The organism is Parapedobacter defluvii (genome assembly GCF_014642075.1).
Classification (GTDB): Bacteria; Bacteroidota; Bacteroidia; order Sphingobacteriales; family Sphingobacteriaceae; genus Parapedobacter; species Parapedobacter defluvii.
This window is the reverse complement of record NZ_BMIK01000022.1, coordinates 71,784-94,078: the sequence shown is the minus strand read 5'-3', so window position 1 is coordinate 94,078 and position 22,295 is coordinate 71,784. Positions and strand designations below refer to the sequence as shown.

General features: G+C 47.1%; 19 protein-coding genes and 1 pseudogene. All 20 read right to left on the bottom strand.

Features of this window, described 5'->3' with window-relative positions; translation table 11 throughout:
- Positions 1–221, bottom strand: a pseudogene (locus tag IEX60_RS21365) (nucleotide sugar dehydrogenase); the annotation flags it as partial.
- 24 nt (positions 222–245) lie between these two features.
- Positions 246–1,676 (bottom strand): capsule assembly Wzi family protein, encoded by a 1,431-nt coding sequence (locus IEX60_RS21360; protein WP_188753434.1) that lies wholly within the window; start codon positions 1,674–1,676, stop codon positions 246–248.
- Positions 1,660–2,904, bottom strand: coding sequence for a WcaI family glycosyltransferase (locus IEX60_RS21355; RefSeq protein ID WP_188753433.1), 1,245 nt, complete (start codon positions 2,902–2,904; stop codon positions 1,660–1,662). The genes IEX60_RS21360 and IEX60_RS21355 overlap by 17 nt, the downstream gene beginning before the upstream one ends.
- Positions 2,905–2,913: 9 nt before the next feature.
- Entirely contained in the window at positions 2,914–3,744 is an 831-nt protein-coding gene (locus IEX60_RS21350) for a glycosyltransferase family 2 protein (protein ID WP_188753432.1), read from the bottom strand.
- Between the two features lie 26 nt (positions 3,745–3,770).
- On the bottom strand, positions 3,771–4,331 hold the full coding sequence (locus tag IEX60_RS21345) for a WcaF family extracellular polysaccharide biosynthesis acetyltransferase (protein WP_188753431.1): 561 nt from the start codon (positions 4,329–4,331) through the stop codon (positions 3,771–3,773).
- Positions 4,315–5,511: a glycosyltransferase gene (locus tag IEX60_RS21340; RefSeq protein WP_188753430.1), complete on the bottom strand. Its 1,197-nt coding sequence runs from the start codon at positions 5,509–5,511 to the stop codon at positions 4,315–4,317. The genes IEX60_RS21345 and IEX60_RS21340 overlap by 17 nt, the downstream gene beginning before the upstream one ends.
- Positions 5,512–5,536: 25 nt before the next feature.
- On the bottom strand, positions 5,537–6,202 hold the full coding sequence (locus tag IEX60_RS21335; RefSeq protein WP_188753429.1) for an acyltransferase: 666 nt from the start codon (positions 6,200–6,202) through the stop codon (positions 5,537–5,539).
- Between the two features lie 10 nt (positions 6,203–6,212).
- Entirely contained in the window at positions 6,213–7,361 is a 1,149-nt protein-coding gene (locus tag IEX60_RS21330) for a glycosyltransferase family 4 protein (RefSeq protein ID WP_188753428.1), read from the bottom strand.
- A gap of 8 nt (positions 7,362–7,369) precedes the next feature.
- Positions 7,370–8,392 carry a CgeB family protein gene (locus tag IEX60_RS21325; protein ID WP_188753427.1) on the bottom strand — a complete coding sequence of 341 codons (1,023 nt, stop codon included), beginning with the start codon at positions 8,390–8,392 and terminating at the stop codon, positions 7,370–7,372.
- A 1-nt stretch (position 8,393) separates the two neighbouring features.
- Positions 8,394–9,419 carry an acyltransferase family protein gene (locus IEX60_RS21320; protein WP_188753426.1) on the bottom strand — a complete coding sequence of 342 codons (1,026 nt, stop codon included), beginning with the start codon at positions 9,417–9,419 and terminating at the stop codon, positions 8,394–8,396.
- Positions 9,416–11,047, bottom strand: coding sequence for a hypothetical protein (locus IEX60_RS21315; RefSeq protein WP_188753425.1), 1,632 nt, complete (start codon positions 11,045–11,047; stop codon positions 9,416–9,418). The genes IEX60_RS21320 and IEX60_RS21315 overlap by 4 nt, the downstream gene beginning before the upstream one ends.
- 9 nt (positions 11,048–11,056) lie before the next feature.
- Positions 11,057–12,217 (bottom strand): glycosyltransferase family 4 protein, encoded by a 1,161-nt coding sequence (locus tag IEX60_RS21310; RefSeq protein WP_188753424.1) that lies wholly within the window; start codon positions 12,215–12,217, stop codon positions 11,057–11,059.
- Complete coding sequence (locus IEX60_RS21305; RefSeq protein WP_229717698.1) at positions 12,214–13,575, bottom strand: lipopolysaccharide biosynthesis protein; 1,362 nt, start codon at positions 13,573–13,575, stop codon at positions 12,214–12,216. The genes IEX60_RS21310 and IEX60_RS21305 overlap by 4 nt, the downstream gene beginning before the upstream one ends.
- A 13-nt stretch (positions 13,576–13,588) precedes the next feature.
- A complete protein-coding gene (locus IEX60_RS21300; RefSeq protein WP_188753422.1) occupies positions 13,589–14,593 on the bottom strand; it encodes a polysaccharide pyruvyl transferase family protein in 1,005 nt (334 codons plus the stop codon).
- Between the two features lie 13 nt (positions 14,594–14,606).
- Positions 14,607–15,704, bottom strand: coding sequence for a GDP-mannose 4,6-dehydratase (gene gmd / locus IEX60_RS21295; protein WP_188753421.1), 1,098 nt, complete (start codon positions 15,702–15,704; stop codon positions 14,607–14,609).
- Between the two features lie 18 nt (positions 15,705–15,722).
- Positions 15,723–16,661, bottom strand: coding sequence for a GDP-L-fucose synthase (gene fcl, locus IEX60_RS21290; RefSeq protein ID WP_188753420.1), 939 nt, complete (start codon positions 16,659–16,661; stop codon positions 15,723–15,725).
- Positions 16,662–16,671: 10 nt separating this feature from the next.
- A complete protein-coding gene (locus tag IEX60_RS21285) occupies positions 16,672–19,035 on the bottom strand; it encodes a GumC family protein (protein WP_188753419.1) in 2,364 nt (787 codons plus the stop codon).
- A 33-nt stretch (positions 19,036–19,068) separates the two neighbouring features.
- Positions 19,069–19,854: a polysaccharide biosynthesis/export family protein gene (locus IEX60_RS21280; RefSeq protein ID WP_188753418.1), complete on the bottom strand. Its 786-nt coding sequence runs from the start codon at positions 19,852–19,854 to the stop codon at positions 19,069–19,071.
- Positions 19,851–20,543, bottom strand: a complete 693-nt coding sequence (locus tag IEX60_RS21275) for a tyrosine-protein phosphatase (protein ID WP_229717697.1) — start codon at positions 20,541–20,543, stop codon at positions 19,851–19,853. Before IEX60_RS21275 ends, IEX60_RS21280 begins: the two co-directional genes overlap by 4 nt.
- Positions 20,544–20,623: 80 nt before the next feature.
- Positions 20,624–21,994 carry an undecaprenyl-phosphate glucose phosphotransferase gene (locus tag IEX60_RS21270; protein WP_229717696.1) on the bottom strand — a complete coding sequence of 457 codons (1,371 nt, stop codon included), beginning with the start codon at positions 21,992–21,994 and terminating at the stop codon, positions 20,624–20,626.
- Positions 21,995–22,295 lie beyond the last annotated feature (301 nt).

Here is a 22,295-nt window from a genome sequence, read left to right as displayed (position 1 = left end):
GAGAAGAACAGGTTCCGCCCCCGGGCTTCGCCCACCACTTCGGCAAGACCCGGTTCGTACACCGGAAGACGCGACAGATCCGCATCGTTCCAGGCGGCGATACGCTTCTCGTTGATGTCCACGATGGTGACCGTGAGGTGCGGGCATTGCTGGGCGATCACAGACATCGTCGGACCCCCAACGTAACCCGCTCCGATGCAACAGATATTCTTGATTTCCATTGTATTTATTTTTTTTCTTAAACACTATTTTTTACTGCCCTTCAGTTGGTAACTGATTCCTAATAATCCGCCCACGTTATCGTAAAGTCCGCCGGCATCCACTGCTACACCTGCAGAGAGAAGCAATCCCGGTACACGGGTGAGGGCAAGGGATACTTCATGCAACGTGTATACCTGATTTCGGGGCATTGCCGTAATGGGATTACTAGACATATGGGTTCCGAAATTGCGGGTATAGGTCAGCATAGTCCTGCCGGTAATACCGGGTGCATAGCGATGCAGCATGCCGATGTGGCCGCCAACGATACGGTTATTGATAAAGTTTTTATTGCCCCATTCGGCGCTATTGTCTTTGCGCCAATCTACGGCTTCAACGGGAAGAAAGTTGGCACCCCGATACCGATTGAGGAACAACGGTGTGCCGATACTCCGGTATTGATATTCCCATCCCGATGCATATACGCCATTATTGTAATAGCTTTGTAATTCCGCCTTTTGAAAGCCTTCCATTTGCTTGGTATAGATGAATTCAACTACCAACCGGTCCAACCAATTATGGTTTTTCAAAGTCACCTGAAGGCCACCCACACGGTCGATATTACGAATATCGATGCCCATACCGCTTTCAAAGGGTACCTGGAAGTACAGGTGCCAAAGCGCATCATTGAGGTCTAGGTCGCCGCCGAACTCAATCAATCCACGTTGATCGCCAGCGCGATTCGGTAGTATCTCACCTCCAACACTGCCATCGTCTGCCTCTTTCACAAAAAGCACGTCAAAAAAGCCCTTCCAAGAGCGGTCCAGTTTAAAATCTCCCCGTTCCCCACCCCATATGGCAAAATGCTGTAAACCGCCGTATACTTTGAACGGGCCGTTTCCTAATTTGGCGTAGAAGGTCTTTTCGTGCAACCAGGCTCGTTTCATAGACTGCTCATTGCCCATCCAGCCGTGGCTGATCTGCCCTTTGACCTGCAGCCAACCGTTGGTAAAAGGCACCGGTGTATATTCAGGTAAGGCAAATCCGATTTTGGGGATAGGCAATGCGTTGCCGCTAACGCCTAAGGAGCCGGTGGACAACAACGGGTCGATGCCGCCGAGGATTTCCTCAAAGCGGCCGCCCCGGAACTCCAAGGCACCGTACCGCGCTTTCACATAGCCCTGTTGGATGATTACCTGGCTGAAATGGTGACTGTTAACGATATTCGCACCGTACTCGATGCGGAAATCGTGTTTTCCTGCCGGAAACGTATGTGTGTTCCATATTCCTGCATAAGTGGCCAGATCCGCGCCCTCGTCGCTTAGCAAGCCGAATCGGTTAGACGTAGTCCACAGTGGTTGGTATCCTTTCGATGAGAGCGTTGCTAGGGTACCAACCTGCAGTTTCAGGGTATCAGCCGGCTGTGCAAAAGCTATTGTCGATAGGAGTAGGAAGGAAAGACTAAGTTTGTTTTTCATAAGTTGTCAACTTTACCAAGTGTCGTTCAAATTCCTTCAACAACTGTTCTTTGCTCAAAAAACGTTCCGCATATCGGCGCGCCCGTTCCCGGAATGGCGTGAGATCCATGTGTAATGCCTGCTGCAAGCCTGCAATCAGCGCTTTTGCCGATTCGGGTTCGATAAGGATACCTAATTGGTGCGTGCGCATGACGTCATGCAGGGAAGTGCCCTGCACGGCAGATACGATAGCGCAACCACCGGCAGCCAAGATACCGGTAAGTTTGCTGGGCATCACCAGATCGGATGCGGATTTCTTTTGCAGGACGAGATGTATGTCGGCCGTTGCCAACAGGGCAGGTAGTTTTTCATAGGGTTGGAGTGGATAGAACCGTACTTGTCGCAAACCTGCCCGATCGGCCATTTCCTCAAGGCGGTCGCGGGCACCGCCCGAACCGCAGATGACAAAATGCACATTCGACTTATCCTTGAATTGTTCTGCGGCATCGATGATGACTTCTAATCCCTGTTTTTCGCCCAAATTGCCCGAGTAGAGCACGACCTTGTCTTCCATGGGGATACCCCATTCGTTTCTTAGCGAATTTTCTTTGGTGAGCGGTTTGATCACTCCCTCGTCCACCCAATTGGGAAACATGATATATTTCGATTCGGGCACTCCTTTTGCAAGGATTTTCTTCTTCATTCCCAAGCTAATGGATGATACGGCATGGCTCTTGTCTAGCAGGTATTTCTCTGCCTTGAATAGCACATCCAATGCCTTTTTATTATTGATCATGCCAAGTTCTTTTGCGGCGTCCACCTGTAAATCCTGGATATGGGTGATCAGCTTGATACCCCGCAATTTTGCATAGGAGAAGGCTAGAAAACCGAGATGAAAGGGGGGAGTAATGTTGATGACGATGTCGTACCGTTTCTTCAGCAGCAAGCCGAACCATTTGGGGAGTACCGCGGCCAAAAACGAAAACTCGTGCAGGATGCGTTTCTTCGCAGTAACGTTCTTTGGTACGTATAGAGGTACACGGTATACGGTTACCCCTGCGATCTGCTCGGTTAGCCATCCGGTTCCCTTATAGGTTTGGTGTATTTCCCATTCCGGGTAGTAGGGTTTTGCGGTAACAACGGCCACGTCATGCCCCCGGGCCGCAAACCAAGCACCCATCTCACCGGTATATTTGCCGATGCCGGTCAATTCTGGCGAATAATTAATGCCGAAGATAAGGATACGCATGAGGGGAGATTATTGAGTGTTCGTTTGTTTTCGCATTAATTCTCGTGTCTTCAATACGATAAAATATTCATAAATGGATTGAAGCGTTGCATAGGTTGTGCCTGCTCGTCCGTCCAAAAAAGCCCGCCGTCCAATAACCATATATAGCCATTTAATAAATGGTCTGCCGGGCATTTTATAAAACAGTCCTTTTTGGTGGAACCGTTTTTCGGTGAAATCTTTACTAAACAATGCTTTTCTCCAGGAAAAGGAAGTTCCTTTATTCAAATCTTCCAATCGCATAGCCGCCTCCATGTCCGCGTAACCCAGGTGCCTTTGTAGCCAATAGCGGATTCCTTTGCTAAACGGGTAATGATCCAGAAAGCCAGAAATTCTCCCAACGGAACCGCCGGGTATGGAAACCGGGTTGACCAATCGCTCATAGCGCATCTTTTCAGGTCGGAATAACCGTAGGTAATAAGGAGATATTTGTGCATGTTTTAGCCAACGGCCATTCCATGCAAAATCCCGTCTTTGGATTTCGTAGGCAACGTGGCTAGCAGGTGAGCCATCAAAGGCCAACAAGCTTGTCTTTAGGCTTTCCGATACGCGTTCATCGGCATCGATATAGAGTACCCAAGGGTGTTTAAAGGAGATATTGGAAAGCCCCCAGTTTTGATGGGCAGCCCAATTGTCAAAGCGACGTTGCGTGACCGTTGCGCCCGCTTCGCGTGCGATTTCCACGGTGCGATCTTCACTATAGGAATCAAATAGGTGTACATCATCACACCAGGCAACGGATGCGAGGCAACCAGGTAAATCTTGCTCTTCGTTTTTTGTTAATATGAGTACCGAAATCATGTCCTTTTTTTTGAATTACTTGACAACTAATCGTCAGCCATTATTCGTTCCTTGATCGGTTTACATGGATGGCCGGCACAGACCATCCACGGTGGCATATCCTTGGTAACCACGGCACGTGCGCCGATCACGGCCCCTTCTCCGATAGTCACCCCGGGATGGATAAAACATTCCGCAGCTACCCATGCCCTGTCGCCGATAACGATCGGTTCGGTATAAAGCGGATGCCCTTTGTGCGTATAGTCGTGTGTCCCTGTACACACATTGGTGCCTTGTGAAACGATGGCACGGTAACCAATTGTTATTTTTCCCTGGGAATAAAGCTCCACCCCACTGGCTACGCCACATTCAGCTCCCAATTCAAGATTCCACGGGGCCCATATCTTCACGCCGGGATAGACATGGGCTCCCTTTCCGATTGTTGCACCGAACAAGCGAAGCAAAAAGGCCCTCCATCGATGAAACGGACGAGGGGAATGACGGAACAGCAGTGTATAGACAACTCCCCAAAGTACTCTCAGCAACCGGTTCGAAAGTGAAAACGACGCTTCGGTATATGTATCCTTGTGATTATGTAACGGCGTCATCGTATTCAACTTTTAAGGTATTAAGCAGTGTCTTGGCAGCTTGGTCTACCGTAAACCTCATTTCAAAGGTTTTTTTTGACGCAAGTGCCATTTCGTTTTTTTGATCACGACTCAACTCATGCCATTGTTTGAGTAAATTATAAGTTCCTGATGCAGAATCTTCGGCAATAAGCCCTCCACCCCCAGCTGCTATTTCGCGCCATATGTTCACTTTGTCACTGATTAACACCGGCTTTCCGCATGCCATTGCTTCGACAATGGCAATACCGAAATTCTCCTGATGGCTGGGCAGGATGAATAGCTCACATCCATACAGCGCCCCCCATTTGGCATCTCCGGTCAGCATACCAACGAATGATATTCCGGAAGTGGGTTTGGCCAGTTCGACCATTTCTTTGCCATAAGCGGTGTCCAACCCCGGGCCAGCAATGACCAATGATGGAAGCACATCAGTTTCTCTAGCTAATTTTTGATAGGCTTTGATTAATAAGTCAATTCCTTTTTTTTCATGGACACGACTTAAAAAGAGCCAATAAGACTGATTGAACTTGATATTGCACGCCATTTGGAACTCATGGATGAGCTTCACCGGATTGGAAGGTGCCGCCGGAATGCCGTAACCTACGTTCAGTTCTTTCCGCGGTTGATAATGAGCGAATGTTTGACGGGCAAGCAGCAATTCCTCTTCGCAGGTGAACAACATACCATCTGCATCATTGACGAGATGTCGTTCTATGATCCACCAAAACAGCCAATTACGGATCGCTTTTAGCTTACGGCCGGGTGCTTTCTGGAAATACGGGTCAAGCATACCATGCGGCATAACATATAGTGCAGGTGTCCGTTTACTTCCCTTCGATTTCCGGTATTGCTGCACCACCTTGTGGGTGGCGTAGCTAGGATATTGCCATAGGCCATGGATAATCAATGCATCGTACTGGTGAATGTTTGCCAGCAGCCAACGTTCCAAGCGAGGCTGATACGCCCAAGGGCCTTTGCCTTGACCCAACGCATGGATGGGGAAAGGATCCTTCCCGATAAAATCCGCTTGCGGATCGTCAAGGCAGACAACCTCGTTTTCGATACCCATCTGTTGGAGAGCGGGGATGGAATTCCGGATACCTTGGCTTGGTCCGCCATGTCGCGGATCCATACTTGTTATGATACGTAATGTCTTCATCTACCTGCTTGTGTCGTTTTTTATGTCAGAAAACAAATCCTTCTTGTCGGGTAAAATATTGGTAATCCTTATCCATGTATTTTACCAAATTGGCCGGGACACCGGCATAGAGACCCCACTCTTTATCATAGGCCTTGTTGAGCAGTGATTTGGCCCCCAACACGGAATAACTGGGAAGCTTAGCTCCTCCCAATACCACTACATTCGTACCTACAAAACAGTAGTCACCGATGGCAATGGGTATGCTGTCCTGCCGGTTAAGGCGGATATCGATGGAGTGTGTAAGGAACTGAGACTGGTACCCCGCAATGGTTGAAAAGCGGCCGACGTGGATACTGTTCGTGCAATCCAAATGATGATGCTTCGTGATAGATGAATGATCACCTACAATAAGTTCGGACCGGCGTTGCCCGGATTGGTGTGCAAAATGTTTGGATTTTCCGGAGCTTGGAAACCCAGTGATCCAATTGCTCCGGCCGATCGACACGTATTTACCGAGTTCTATGTAATCGAGGTGTATCCCTACGGTGAAATGCCCAATTTTGGCCCGCTCTTTCATGATGAGTTTGCCCGGAAATACCCAGGCCCATCCAATACGTGCTGTTGGATGAATTTCATAACCGAACCAATAGTGGAGCAGTCTTCTGCGTAATCCCCATGGTAAAAGAAACGTAATGAGTTTTTTCAGCATAGCTTGTGTACTATTCCCTGTATAAATCGATAAATTCCTTGATTAACACATCATTGTCGAATCGTTTGCAGTTTTCGAATCCCTCTTGTATCAATCGTGACCTGATTGATGGTTGCAATACCTGTAGAAATGCCGCTGCAAATGCTTCTTTGTCAAGCGGGTCTGAATGTAACGCCGTTCCATTGCTGACTTCCGGCATGGGTTCAATATCGCTTGCTACAACAGGGGCACCACACGCTTGGGCCTCGATTAAGGGCCAGCCGAATCCCTCACTTAACGACGGAAAAATGAATGCTTCGCAGGCGTTATACAGGGCTACTAATGTTTGATGATCTGGTTTGACCACCGAGATTACCCGGTCACGCAATCCCAGGCTTGCAATGTGCCGTGCCAATGCTTCATCGATCGGTTGGCCGGCGAAACAAATAAGGCCATCCCATTGGTTGCCGACTGCGTCGATCATGTCGGCTACCATCTTCCTGTTTTTTCTGGGTAATGCGGAACCCACATGAAGGACATAAGGTTTGTCAGACGGAATACCACATCGCTTGAGGTAAGGCATGCATTCCGATTGCGGCATGGGTGTGAAAGATGCATTGAATGAATTGTATACAACTCTCCATTTTTTGCCTGGCTGATTTTTTCCAGTCGTCGAGAGCGCGAGGAGCTGATTCATGGTAAACTGCGAAACACAAGCAATCCGTTTGGCAGTGAGCAGATTTTTCAGGATCCACTTTTGGAGGATAACACCGGTTTTACTAGCGGGACAATAGGCATCCGCGTAGCCCAGTGCCCCCCGTATGGCTAAGACATCGTGGCAGGTGATTCCGGTCCTTAACAAAGGGAGGGAAGCAAGATAAGGCGCATTGGAATGATCGCAAATATGGAAAAATACGGTTTCTTTCCGGTATTCAGCGTGGAGTAGCCTCAGTCGCAGAATGACTGGAAATACAATCCATTTATCCAGGTATCCAAGCCACTTGCCAATGCCGGCAGTCGTCGATTTCCACCCTTTGGCGAAGAATGTCGGCGGATTCCACAGTTTTACCCTTATTTGCTGTGATTCCAACCCTTGGAGAAGGTTTGCAGCATATTTGCGCATGCTTTCCTGTTTATCCGGTGGATAGTTGCCAATAAGGATGATTTGACTTACGTTCATATGTTCGACTAAAAATTCAATCGCTTTAGAATAGCAGTGCAGATGTCCTCATTGCCCACTTTCAATGTCCTAACTTTGTCGTATCCTGCTTTTCGGATGTGTTCCCGCTGTTTATCGTCCGCGAGCAGTCGCCTGCATATACCGATGCACTCATCTACATCGTCCCAAAAGACCGCCTCCTGATTTTCTTCATACATGCCAAGGTGGACTGCTGTTCGCTGTGCGCAAAGCAGTCCGCCCGCATACGTTGTTTCTACCGATCTGCGGGTATGGAGGTCGCGGTTTCCGTGCGAAAGCATGCCGATGCAGATTTTTGCTCCCTGGATAGCCGCCACATAATCCCGTCCGCTCAGGGCTCCGCCTCTGTAGTGGGCTTTCAAAGCATCCCAATGAGGAGACTTCGGCCAACGGGCACCCCAAATACTGACGGGGATACCTGCACGGATAAGCTTCAGCAGAAATTCATCACGTTTTTCATGCCGCATCCACGTACCGATGAATGCAACATCCGAGATGAACTGGGCAGGAATTTCCGAAGGATGATCAAATGGTTTATGTACCTCTTCATCATACGACATATACACCCGCAGCACTTGGCGCACACCATATTTCAATAGTTCGTCTTCTTCTTTTTCTAACCGCACGACACACAGGTCGTAGTAAGGAAGCGCTTTACGCAGGGAATCAAACCGGCGGCCGTCCCGCGTCCCAGTGGGATCGTCATTGTTATACAAGACGATCGGTGTTCGCAATGCTTTCAGTACCTGCAGGCTTTTCCTGCCGAGGAGTTCACCGCCATTCACCCAAATCAGGTCTGGGTTCCCGACGTTGATGCGTTTTTTTAGAAAATTAGTCACTTGGCGCTGCAGCAACTTATATCCTGTTCTAAAATGTAATTTTCGCACCAAACCCGATCTTAGTAATGTTTTGGGATTGATAAGAGTCACCCGATGACCCAAACGTTTCAGGGCCATCGCGCGATGGTACGAGGTGCTGTGAAAGGAATCGTTGCCTATATAAAGAATATCCATGTTATCGCAATTTTATTCGATTAATTAATTGGTGAGACGGGCGCTCCACCAAAAGGTACATCGCGTAGCAAAACGCCAATACTATGATGAGTTTAAGTATATGGGCGAAAACACGCTCCGGCTGAATCAAATGGAGATACAAATCGACAAAAATCATATGAAAAAGGTAAATAGAATAGCTCCATTTGCCGCCATTTTCCAACCACCTGATGGGGCGATGAGCTGTATAATAGCTGATTTCAGTAGCGATCCATAAGTAACAGAGGTAACTGAAAGCGGGAATAAATGTGATTTTATAGGATACCGCGAAGTGGAACCTGAGAACAGAGCAGGTCATCGCCACTAACCAAACAAGTACCCGGAGCAGGACGACCTTTTTGAACGCTGTATCACTATTGGCGATCTTATCGAAGTGTACGGCAATGCGTACCCCCATTAACCATGCGGGAAAGCCGAAAATCCAATTAAGTAGGTGGTTGGGTGTATGGAAATTAGCGGTTTCTTTAACCTTATGATGTAGGAGGACACTGAAATCGTTAGTAAACCAACCAATTGCCAGTAGTGCCAGCATAATGCTGCCCACGATAAAGATATCAATATTTTTCGGCGTGCTGACGAGATATCGGTACAATAGTGGGTAAAAAAGATAATAAATAATCTCGCAATACAGGCTCCAGACTACGAAAGGGACCTTTAGCTTAAACATCCAGCACAATAAAAACATCACCAAAAGTGGTAACACAATCCGGAGTAATCGCTTGCTGTAGAATTCATACACGTGTAATGGCTTGCCATTCCGATAAGGAAAGTGGATCACGAAACCCGATATGACAAAGAAGCCTATCACAGCGGCAATACCCACGAAGGCGTTGGCTAAGGTTAACTTAACTGCCATAGCGATAATGCTTGGGTTGGGACCGAGTTCATAATCGGGAATAAATCCGCTGTGGCCGATCAACACGATGGTTGCCAACACAAAGCGGATGGAATCCAACCCATAAACCCATGTATTCCTAGCGTTATTCATATAAAAAACCTTCGCAACTGCCGTGTCAAATAAAACAATACCAAATAAAGGACAACCAATTGGGGCCATGTCCGAAATAGGAATGGAATGAAGTTGATAGGATTTTCGATGTTCCCAGACAACAATCCGACGTGGCAAAAAATCTCCGGTAGAAAGATCAGTGAAACGATGCTGAATTTACCCTTATAGTAAAGCAAGTCGAGCAATAGAAAACAGGGTATAAGCGTGACAAACATAATAAGTAGGTAAAACCATCCGAAGGCCGCCATACCCACTCCCGCGAAGTGACCGACGCGGTAACCGCCTAGATAAGCCTTGTTGCCTGTTGACAGCGCTAATAAGTAATCACCATAGGAAGTTCCGATGGCGCCATATTTATCAATGGTAATTCCTAGGAAGTTCAACAATGGAGTGGGTAGAATAGCCAATGTACGCTCAATGCTATAGTTGAACATCAATTTATTTTTTTCGGGGCTATCCAACCGATAATAGTGTTCTAGACTCGCATCTACAAATTTGAGGTTAGAAAATCGGGCAACAAAAATATTATTGAAATAATATTCGTCCCAATCCGTCAATGGATTGTTTTTCGTGTCCATTGCTGCGGATTTATAACGGTTGAGCAATTCTTTGTTGTTGTATGTATCAAGTGTCAACGCCAGCAGTTCAGTAGGACCTACCTCGCCACGTTGGCTTCTGGTGACTACCATGGCTGTACCGAGGTCGCTAAGCGGTCCGGTAATCACCCAAAAAGCGACGGCAAGACCGATTGTATTCCGGAGCGTAAACACGCGGGGTGAAAAGGTGCCCAACAGTAAGCCCAGTAAGTAAGCAAGACCCAAGCCGGTCAGCCCCATCATGAATGCTCCGCGGGAATTGAGCAAGACGCCGATTGCTAATAGAAAGCATACATAGGCGGCGATAAGTAATTTGGGGGTATCATATTGCTTTCTAGTATACAATGGGGATAGCATCATAAACAAAGGAGCGTAAGCATAGATTTGGAATCCTTGTAGTAATTTGACAAGTATACCAGTGTTCGCGGCTCCATCATTACCCAAGCCAAGGATGCGGGTCGCAGACATGCCCAAGACACCCAATATTCCCATAAGCCATAATTGGTAAGGGTATGGCGTACTATACAAATAGGTCTTGGTCTTGAAAAAACGTGCTAAATAAGACCTGATGTGCAAGAGATTGGCTGTATAGACCAAGAAACTTCCCAACATAGCCAAGAAGGCCAAAAAATTGTGGAGGAATACGCTGTTGGGATAGTTAAGATTGAATACAAGTGGTTTACCTTCGATGAGTGTTAAAACCGGAGGAATCCAAAATTGCGTAAATGCGAAACCAATCAACACCATACTACTCAGGGTATATTTTTTTAGCGAAATTGGCAGTAGCACGTACTTGGAGCAGAGTGACCATCCTATGAGGCAACTTAAACAACCTGGCAGTTGGGCGTAACCTGGAAAAATGAGCAACTGAATGACCGTGGCAGCAATCAAAACAATAGACAGCCATTTCCGGGACACCGTTAGGAAAGTAGTGGGTTTCCGATGCACGCCTACAGGCATCCCATGCGAGAAGTCTGTGAAAGGAATGAATTGTTGTTTTGATGTTGCCATACAGAATTGTTAATCGATGGTCAACGATTTTATTACTTGAATGTACTGGCCTCCATATTGATCCCATCCACCTAATGACTTGACTTTTTCCAATGCATTTTCCCCCAATTGATTTCTCAGATGAGGCTCGTCGGCGAGCTGCTGTATGCGGGCAAGTATATCTTCAGTCGACCGGATAGGAACAATAAATCCTTCTATCCCATTTGTAATGAGGTCCTCAGCACCTGTATGCTGTGTAGCAATCACCGGACATCCACAGGCCATGGCCTCTCCTTGTACCATTGCCAACCCCTCTTCTATACTCGAGAGCACGAAGACATGGGATGAACTATAGATGTCCGGTAGGGATGCATTTGCTACCTGTCCCATGAACCGAACATGTTCAAGTGACTCTCCGTTGAGCAGTGATTTCACCTCAGCTGATATGTTGCCGATGACAAGGAGTTCTTTATTGGGGTGAGAAAAGCGTTGGAACGCTTTCAGTAGATACATGAAGCCTTTCCTAATGGTGACCGCGCCGACCCACAATATCCTGAACCGGTTCTCGGGAGGATGTTGTGTGCGACTGAATCGCTCCAACCGGGCTCCGTAAGGTACTTTGTACAGTTTGTTGGCCGAAATCCCTTGGCGTACAAAGGATTGTCGGACAAATTCGGAAGGGACGGTAATGGCATCAGCCTGCTGATACTCTAATTGTTCCTTGTGGATAATCTTTTTATCGATACCGGCAAAAGGAATTCCCCACCGGGCATGTTCCTCACGAAGCAGCTCGTCCTGATAACTAATATGCGAGGAGCCTCTGTCGCAGATATATACACCTCCCAACCGTTGGATTTTGGTGCCCGCGTGCAATCCGGTGGAAGACAGCGAAACCAGTACACCAGGTGCATGGAGCAGGGACGCCACAAATCGATCTAATGAATCATGTGCCGCCCAATACCACCACTTGTTCAGCATGGCGAAATTGCCAAGTCCGATGCGTGACCGAAACATGTAAGGCGTATGTAGCCAAGGGAAAGACCGGATTTTATCCCTGGGAATACCCACCTCGTCGCGCAGCTTGAAATGCGGATATCCCGTATAGATGCGGTTCAGCAAGCCATGCTTTTCCAACTGGCGCGCCAGATGAAAATGATGGAACCTGCCAATACATATTTGGGTGACGTTCATTTGCTTATTTTGCTAATTTTTTTGATCAAGACCGCCGAATCGCTCCATATTCCCTTAGGTAACTGCCAAACGTATTGCCCAAGGTAGCGGCAGCTAACAGGCAGCACGACGGCTACCATGATGACTTCGAGCGCCAAGCTGCCCAAGGCTGCTCCTACGAGGCCATGTGAAAGGCAGAGGAAATAAGAAAGTCCTACCGAGATCACGGATCCTGCCAGTCCTGCCAATACCAATACATAAGGCTTGTTTACGGCCCGAAATATCATGCTGGCCGTCCACCATAGCGCATTGAAACCGATACCGATGATGAAAATATGCCACATCAGGGGCGGTGGGTCGAGCGAATGTTTCGTCCACCATGCATACCATTGAGCGCCGAATAACCCTAATAGCAACATGCCAACGATGGCTGTGCCCAATACGAGTGTAAGCGAACGCCTGAAGAGCAATCGCGCGATATGTAGCCTGCCGGTAGATAATTCATACTGCAACTCAGGAAAAACGGTACTATTAACCATGTTGAACAGCTGATTAATGGATCGGCACACCGTCCTTACCGTGTTGAAGAGTGCCACGGCTTCAGGGCCCAGTGTGATACGTACTACAAACGTAGTTCCTTGAAAGTAAATGGATTGCCAGATGGGGGAAAGGAGGTATCCGAACCCCTTCTTGGCTACCATCCTCATATCCGATTTGATGATGTAACCTTTGGAAATGTAATTTTCATCCGTTTTCAACTGTTCCGTCGCCCGCCAACCGAAGTACGCATTGAATACGATGGCGGTTCCGAACGTAACGACTGCTACTGAAATAATGCCACCACCGAGGGTGAGCGCCAAGATGCTGCCTACGATTTTTATTAATGCGTAAACACTAAGTAGGTTGATACTTCGTGCGGCGTGCCGTGCGGCGCGAAAATGAGCCTCATACAACTGCTGGAAAAAATCGAGTAATTTGGCCAGCATCAGGAAAGACACGGCTAATATGGCATCGCTGCGTGCGATTAAGGTCCTTGCAAAAACACCATAATGATCCAGCAATCCTATCACAATGCCCCCTAATAGGACACTGGCTAAAATGCTGGCTGAAATCAATCGGCGTCCACTCCGGTACACATTTGCGGCACCCTGATAATCCTTGGCACCATATCGAAGTACAAATGTATTGGCTGCTGCGGAACCGATCCCTAGGTCGGAGAGGCCGATAATGGTCGGAAATATCGTTAGCGTAAGCCATTCACCGTAATATGCAGCCCCCCAAGCAGAAATAAAGAAAGGCACCAAGGCCAGTTGCTCAAAGACGCGGATGAGCTTCTGGAATACTGTTGCCAGTCCGTTTTTCAGTAAATTTTTTTTCAAGGACATGGTTCCGTTAGATAACTTGCTTGATAGCGTCGGATAGCCTTTCGATTTCTTTGTCTATGATAACCGGATCAATCGGCCGGATAATGCCCTTATGATCCCGCTGATATCCTAAACGATCGAAAATCCCGGCGCGTGGGCTATCCGTGAGCAGCCTGGCGGGCTTGCCGAATGCTACACTTACAGCGCAGGAATGTACGCGATCTGAGATTGTAAAGTCGGCAGATTTGTAGATCGAAAGATAGGATAGGGGATTGAAACTCATGAATGAATTGGGGTGAGAAAACTTGACATGGTAGAAATGTGTCGACAAGTCCTGATGTACCCTTATGATCCTGTGGTCGCCGAGGCACGCCTGTTGTGGTCGCCAGGCATTCAGGTGTCGCGAATAACGGTGTTTTAGTCCAAAAAGGGAGGTTTTTCGCTGTAATTTGATGTTTTCAATAGTCACGTCACCTTCTACCTGATAAACCGGCTCCAGTTCGTTGTAAAAACTGCTGATGAAAAAGGGCTGTTGGGGAGTAAATTCCAGCACAGGCAACATCCGATTGACGAGGAATGCGGTACATATGCCATTGTACAAGTTGATATTGAAAGGTTTGAATCTGTTAAATGTCTCTTCGTCCCGTGTAGCCATAAGCAGCGGTGGATATTGTTCGAGAAAGGCACCGGTTGCTAAGGTTGCCTGATCGGAGATATGTGCCGAGGAGACGCTGATAAGTACGTAACGATCGCCCCTTGCGACTATCTGCTTAATCTTTTCGCCGTAGTTCTCGATGAGTTTTTTGACAATGGGGCCTGAGAAAATGTGCAAGTCGGCATGCTGATCGTCCATTAGGCGGTAGGCCTTTGCCAAATGCTTTTTGGATCGGGGCCTAAACGCGCGTTTGAACGGGCCTTCTCCCATATACACTTCATCGTTTGGATACAGTTGCTTGAATAGCGCGAAGAGCGTGCTTTGGTAAAAGCCGTCTCCGATGTTGTTCCACGTTGAATTTTCAACTAAAATTTTCATTTATATTTTTATTTTACCCCACCAAATGTTCCCATTGGGTCTTATCATCTTTTCTGAAAATATCCAGATCGGAAGCGACCATTTCTTTGCAAAGTGCCGGCAAATCGTATTGGGGCTCCCAACCTAATTTAGTCTTGGATTTCGTGGGATCGCCGATTAGCAGGTCCACTTCTGTTGGGCGGAAATAGGCGGGATCTACACTGACGACTTCTTGGCCGACTTTCAACGAGAAGTCCGAGCCGCTCACCGATTTGATTATACCTTTTTCGTGAACTCCCTCACCCGTGAATTCTACTTCAGCGCCAACCTCCGCAAACGCCATCTTCACGAAATCGCGGACTGGCGTAGTGATGCCCGTGGCGATGACATAATCTTCTGCCTTTTCCTGTTGGAGGATAAGCCACATGGCTCGTACATAGTCCTTCGCATGGCCCCAATCCCGGCGGGCGTCCAAATTTCCCAGAAACATTTTTTGCTGCAGACCGAGGGCGATGGCCGCCACGGCCCGGGTAATTTTGCGGGTGACAAACGTTTCGCCCCGTAGCGGGCTTTCATGGTTAAAGAGAATCCCGTTGCAGGCATACAGATTGTATGCTTCCCGATAATTGACTGTAATCCAATAAGCATACAGCTTAGCAACCGCATAAGGACTCCGTGGATAAAAGGGAGTGGTTTCACTTTGAGGTACTGCCTGTACCAAGCCATACAATTCAGAAGTAGAAGCTTGATAAATGCGTGTCTTTTTTTCCAAACCCAATATACGGATGGCCTCCAACAAGCGCAGCGTGCCGATGCCATCGGCATTTGCCGTGTATTCAGGCGTATCAAAACTCACTTTCACATGGCTCATAGCTGCCAGATTGTAAATCTCATCGGGCTGTGTCTCCTGGATGATACGGATCAGGTTGGTACTGTCGGTCATATCACCGTAATGCAGCTTGAATCGTACGTTTTCGTCGTGGGGGTCCTGATATAGGTGATCAATACGGTCGGTATTGATGAGTGAGGAACGACGCTTGATGCCGTGTACCCTATAGCCTTTTTTGAGTAATAACTCAGCGAGATAAGCGCCGTCCTGTCCATTGACGCCGGTGATGAGTGCTGTTTTCATAAGCTTTTTTTACTTTATTTATCGTTCCACGTAGGTATGCCGAAGAAAATCTTGATATGCTTTTGATATCCCTTCTTCCAATGATGTGCTGTGTTTCCAGCCTAAGTTGTGCAGCTTGCTGACATCCATTAGTTTGCGCGGTGTGCCATCGGGTTTACTGGTATCGAATGCCAACTTACCGTTGTAACCGACGACATCTTTTACCAGTTCGGCCAGTTCTTTGATCGAGAGGTCTTCTCCCGTACCCACATTAATCAGTTCGCGTTCGCTATAGTGATTCATCAGGTAAACACAGGCTGCCGCTAGATCGTCAGCATAGAGAAACTCGCGTTTTGGGGTGCCACTTCCCCAAATGGTGACGCTGGGTTGGTTCGTTTCCTTTGCTTCGTGGAAACGGCGTATCAATGCAGGCAATACATGCGAGTTTTCAGGATGGTAGTTGTCTCCGATACCGTAGAGATTGGTGGGCATGACACTGATAAAATCCTTTCCGTATTGATCCCGATAAGCTTCGCATAACTTGATCCCCGCGATCTTAGCAATGGCATAGGGTTCGTTCGTAGGTTCCAGCGGCCCGGTAAGTAAATAGGTTTCTTTCAGCGGCTGAGGGGCCATCTTGGGATAGATACAGCTACTACCTAGAAAGAGTAATTTTTTAACGCCGAATATGTGTGCAGCATGGATAACATGGGTTTCCATGATGAGGTTATCGTAAATAAAGTCTGCCCGGTAGGTATTGTTGGAAATAATACCACCTACTTTAGCGGCCGCCAAAAATACATATTCGGGTTGTTCCGATGTAAAAAAATCAGTTACGGCTTGTTGATTACGCAGGTCAAGTTCGGTTGAGGTGCGTAACAGCAAATTCGTGTATCCTATGTTTTCCAGATGGCGCTTGATCGCGCTGCCCACCATGCCTCGATGGCCGGCAATATAGATGGATGCATCTTTTTCCATTTCTTATCCGTTAGCTATTTTTTTTCGAAAAAAGCTTCCACCATTTTCGTTTTTCCTGTTTTTCGTTTCCATATTCGCCGTAACCGTGCCCGTATCCGTAACCATAATTTGTCTTTGCTTTTTGAATATCATTGACAACCAGGGCGATTTGTTTCATTTTTCCGCTATGGTAGAGTTCTGTGGGAATTCGCAATTGTCGTTTATAGGTGTATCCTTGTCTGGCGAGATACAGTGTCAGGTCCGCATGGTGGCTTAGCAATTGTGCGTCGGTAACCAATCCAATGGGCGGAGCATCGATGATCACCACATCAAATTCCCGTTTCAAATAGGTCATCAATTCACCGGTCCGTTCGTGTAAGATCATCTCTGCAGGATTGGGCGGGATGGGACCTGAGCTGATCAGATAAAGTCCTTCGTGTACACCCGATGGCCGAATGATGCTTTCGGGAGTCTGAGAAGGGGAGATAATGTAATTGGTAAATCCGAAACTGTTTGATATATTCAGTTTAATGGATAAATTTGGCTTACGCAGGTCCATTTCCAACACTACAACCTTTTTGCCGGAAATGGCAAAGATCATCGCCATATTCAGGGCAACAAATGATTTGCCTTCTCCGCTCATGCTTGAAGTAAGGAGAATGGTCGGCTTATCAATATTACTTAAATAAAAAGCCAGATTGGTACGAAGCGACCGGAATTGCTCGGCAATTGGAGCACGGGAGTCTCTCGTTACCACCAGCGTTTGTTTGGAAGTGCTGTGGCTGATTTCTCCAACGATTGGCAAGGGGGTTTGCTTTTGTATGTCCTCCCGATTGCGAATACGGGTATTGAGCAGATCGCGGAGATAGATACTTGTCGCGGGAATGATGAGGCCTATTAACAAGCCCATTGCTAACGTGCGGGTGCGTCTTGGGGAGAATGGCAACGTCTTCGCTTTAGGAGGATCAATTATCCGGCTATTGGAGATGTTGGCCGTTTTGCTAATAGCGGTTTCTTCCCGCTTTTGCAACAGATAAATATACAATTCCTGCTTGATCTGCTGCTGTCGGGCGAGATCGAGGTATTGTCTTTCCGTAGCAGGGACACGCCTGACTTCCGACTCTAATTGGCCGGTTTTACGGCGAAGCTCGTTTCGGGTCGTTTCAAATCGGTTTCTTGTGTTTTCCAAGTTGGCAAGCATATCGGTCCGTAGATTGGCCAGTTGCTGATCGAGATTTCGAACCGTTGGATTGTCTGGTGTTGCACTCAACAGACGTCTATCGCGCTCCAAGAGCAAGGTATTATAGCGCTCTACCAAGCCATTAAATACCATGTCGTTGGGTAACAATGCACTGGGTACCACTCGCTGGTTTTTAGGATCTATCAGGTATCCGCGTAAATTGTCTAAAATGGTGAGCTGTGTTTCTACTTCGGTCAGTTGCTTGACATATTCAGCTGAATTTTCCAGCAACAGTTGAGATTGGGCAGAAATATCCGCAAGTTGTTTGGACTGCCGAAATGCCTGGATATCACCCTCAACAGCGCCCAATTCCTGACCCACAAACAGTAACCGATTATCGATAAAAGCAATGGTGCTATCGGCAATCGTGTTTTTATCCTGTAAGTTGTTTTCCGTATATGTTTCGAGAATAGTCCTAAGAATACTTTCGCCCTTAGCTTTGATGGGATAGTCAAATGCTAGGTCGATAATGGATACTTGCTTGTTTGTTACACCAACTGACAGCCTTCCCATATATTCGTTCACCCTTGTATCAAAAGATGCCACTTCAAACCTGTAGGTCGTTTTGCTAATAGGTACCGACGTGTTTCGGCTAATGAGGACCGAACCTACACCAGGAAGGTCAATGGTCGTGCCAAAGGTAGTTTCCTGCTCAAAATGGTCTTGGCTAACGCTGATATGCTCATTGTCTTTTAACTGCAGACGAAATATTCCGCCGGTCAAAGAATCAGGTCGCAGCAATGTAACATCGAACGGAGCGGGATATACTTCTACATCGCGGACATCGCCGGGGACAAAGTAATTAACCTGTGCATTTTGTTTACGTACCACTTGTTCCATCAAGTAACGGGTCTTAAGAATTTCGGCTTCGTTGTCTACTGAGTTGACACCACCGAAAAGACTGTTTAAGTCGCCGAGGAATACGCCCGTTCCGGTCGCAGAAGCGCCTTTTTGTTCCTCGGTTACCAACAATTTGGCGTTTATTTTATAAACCGGTGTGCTGTAGCGCAAGTTCACATAAGCCACCATCAACCCAAGAAATCCGAATAACGCAAACCAATACCAATTGACCCACAGTTTTCCCAGAAACTCGATGAGTTTCTGGTTGTCTTCCTGTCCATCAGGTTCAAAATCTTCATCAGGCCATTCCTTCATAGATTTCTATTGTATGATTGTAATCGTTTGTTGTCAAAAAAGTCGCGATACAATGACCGTGATGATCGTTACGGCACTGGCAAAAATCGAGATGGCCTGCGTCCGTGCCACATTAGTAGATGCAACCTTGCTCTTGCCCGGTTCAACATAAATCACGTCATTTTGCTTTAAGTAGAAGTAGGGTGATTCGAATGTTTCATATGAATTAAGATTGAAGCGGACAAACTCTTTTTTCCCATTATTATCACGCACCAAGAGTACATTTTCACGAAGGCCATGAATCGTAAGGTCGCCAGCCATGCCAATCGCATCCAATAGCGTTACCTTTTCGTTTGGCACAGTGTAGGTAGCCGGCCGGGTGACTTCTCCGATTACCGTTACCTTAAAATTAGCAAACCGTACCTGTACCGTCGGATCGTTGAAGTATTTTGACGCTTCTTTGGCGATGAGCTTACGCGCCTCGGGGGTGGTCAGTCCGGCCACTTTTAGTGTACCCAGCATGGGGATGGTGACCTGTCCCTCGTCATCCACTAAATAACCATTGGGTACATCACTGCCGGTTGGGGCCGCAGGATTACCTGCATTAGCCGGAGCACCTGATAGTTGGTTGATGGCGGCTGTTGTACCCCCATCTATGGTTTGGATGGTGATATGCAGGATGTCATCCACCTGAATTAAAGGTTCTTGGTAAGTGGGGAGTGTCACCTCCGGATGGTCTGCTGGAATATCTCGGAAATACACTGTTTTTTCAGTGGAGACACAGGAACTGAATAAAAACAGTCCCCATGCGATCAATCGATATAATGTGTTTTTTATCATGCGCCAAATAATTCTTTATTTCTAATGGGGTTCTTCATAAAGGCACCGTGTGCGTCTCCACCCAGCACAAACCGTTCAATGGCGGCCAAGTGCTTTGCGTGATGGAGGTCTGTGCCCACGAGATCGGCCATACCCCGTTTGAGGAGCCATTTGGCTGCTTTTCGAACAGACGTGCCGTAATATCCCGAGGGTGATAGCAAATTGAGTTGAAAAAGACACCCTTGGTCCTTGAGTCGCTGATACCGCTCAGGGTGATCGTGGTAATACACATATCGCTCAGGATGGGCGAGGATGGGCGTATAGCCATTTACCTGCAATTCGAATAGGTGGCGATCGATCTCAGGATTCTCAGCGGCATACGACATTTCCACTAATACGTGATTGCGGGGCAACGTAAGTAAGCTACCCCCACGGTACAAATGGACAAAGTCCGTATCCATCATGTATTCAGCAGCCGCGTCGAGTTGGAACTCCGGCAATAGGGTTTTAGTAGCTGTTTGCAGACGGCGAAGCGCGGTGCCAATGGTTTCTGCATCGTTAGGGTACATCTCTTTAAATACGTGCGGGGTAGCAAAACTTACCGTAAGACCCAACGCACGGAGTCGGTTCAAAAAGCCAATGGAGGCTTCTACGTTGGGCGAACCATCATCAATACCTGGTAGAATATGTGAATGAATATCAACTTGCATCCAGGATAGGTTGGTAGCTGTCCTTGTTTTGTTTAAAACAGTAAATAATCCCATAGATACGAGTGTGTGTTATATGCAGATTAATATGCATTCTCTTCGCCTGTTATCACGTTGATTACAGTCATGAATACGATGCGCACATCCAGCATCGCAGTCCAGTTTTCAAGGTACCAAATGTCGTGTGCCACACGGCGCTCCATAAGCCGTGGATCGGTGGTTTCGCCACGGTAACCGTTGACCTGTGCCCAACCGGTAATGCCGGGTTTGAGAAACTGGCGCACCATGTATTGATTAATCAGTTCCCGGTATTGTTCAGTATGCTTGAGCATGTGTGGCCGTGGACCGACCACGCTCATGTGACCCTGCAGTACATTAAGGAACTGCGGCAACTCATCCAAACTGGTGCGGCGCAAAAAGGCCCCCACTCGGGTAATTCGTCGATCGCCGCGCTTCGCCTGCTTATTGTCGCTATCTGTGTTAATCCGCATACTTCGGAATTTATAGCACCAAAAGGGCTTATTGTCCCGTCCGGTACGCTGCTGCTTGAATAGTACGGGGCCACGGCTTTCCAACTTAATGAGCAGGGCAATAATTGGGTAAAGCCAACTCAATAGCATGACGATAACCAGTGTGCTGAATACCAGATCGAATAACCTTTTCTTGAATCGGCTCTCGATGTCATACACGGGTTCCTGCCGTATACTTACCACCGGTACCGGGCCCAATATGCTCACTTCATAAGGTAGGTTGTCAGCCCTGACCAGATCGGGAACCAATTTTACACGCAGGCAATTCCGGTCCGCTTCTTCCAATAGCGCTGCTGCCTGCAACATGCGGTTGGAAGGCAGGGAGATATAAACTTCCTGTATCCGTTTTTTTATCGCCCGCTGGAACTGCTTGCGGGCGGCCTGTGTCACTTCCCCGCTGTCGGTAAGAAGAGTGTCGTCATTTTCAGCTAAGTAGCCTTCAAAATAATAATTGCGTTCGTGGGCTCTGAAATAATTGGCCAGTTTTCTTCCGCCCTCGTTTTTACCCATGATCGCTACGGTTTTCCGCATATGGAAATGGCGGAGAAGCAGATCCTGTATGTAGGTTCCGATCAATCGGCTGAATACCAATAGGATAGCGAGTAAAACATAAAAGCTGAAAAGAAATGCACTGGCATCCACTCCCTGTCTGTGGGCTAATAGCAAGTAGACTGAAAACAGTACACCATGAAGTATGGCCGTACGCAACGTAGCCCGGTAAATGTTTTCCAAGCTATCCATCGTTGCTTGCATATACATGCGGAACATCCCGCCTGAAAGCATCCAAAGCAGGTTGGCAACGGGCAGATAGTAACTGTACAGTATTTCGGTATTGGCGTAGAAATATAACCGGGTTATTTCGCCAGCGGCGAAGAATGCTGTATTAAGAAATAGCAAATCAGTAAAGGCTAATACAAATTTCAAAAGGAAAATGTAACGCGTTTGCATATTTTTAAAGCTATAATAGTGAGAATCCGCTATTATCTATTAACTATCTTAATAATAGAGATATATTTATTAAGATAATGTTAATATTTTGTTTGTTTTAATAATGATTCTTTTAAAGAACCGGTAGATGGATTGCGAATATTTCAAAAAATGTGCCATTTATTCCGGTTTGTGATAGAATAAATTGTTGGATTCGATTTTTTTCAGTTACTTTTTGTTTTATATGTGCATATTAATGATGATTTTATGCTGTGCTGACTGTACCAACGGTTTGTTG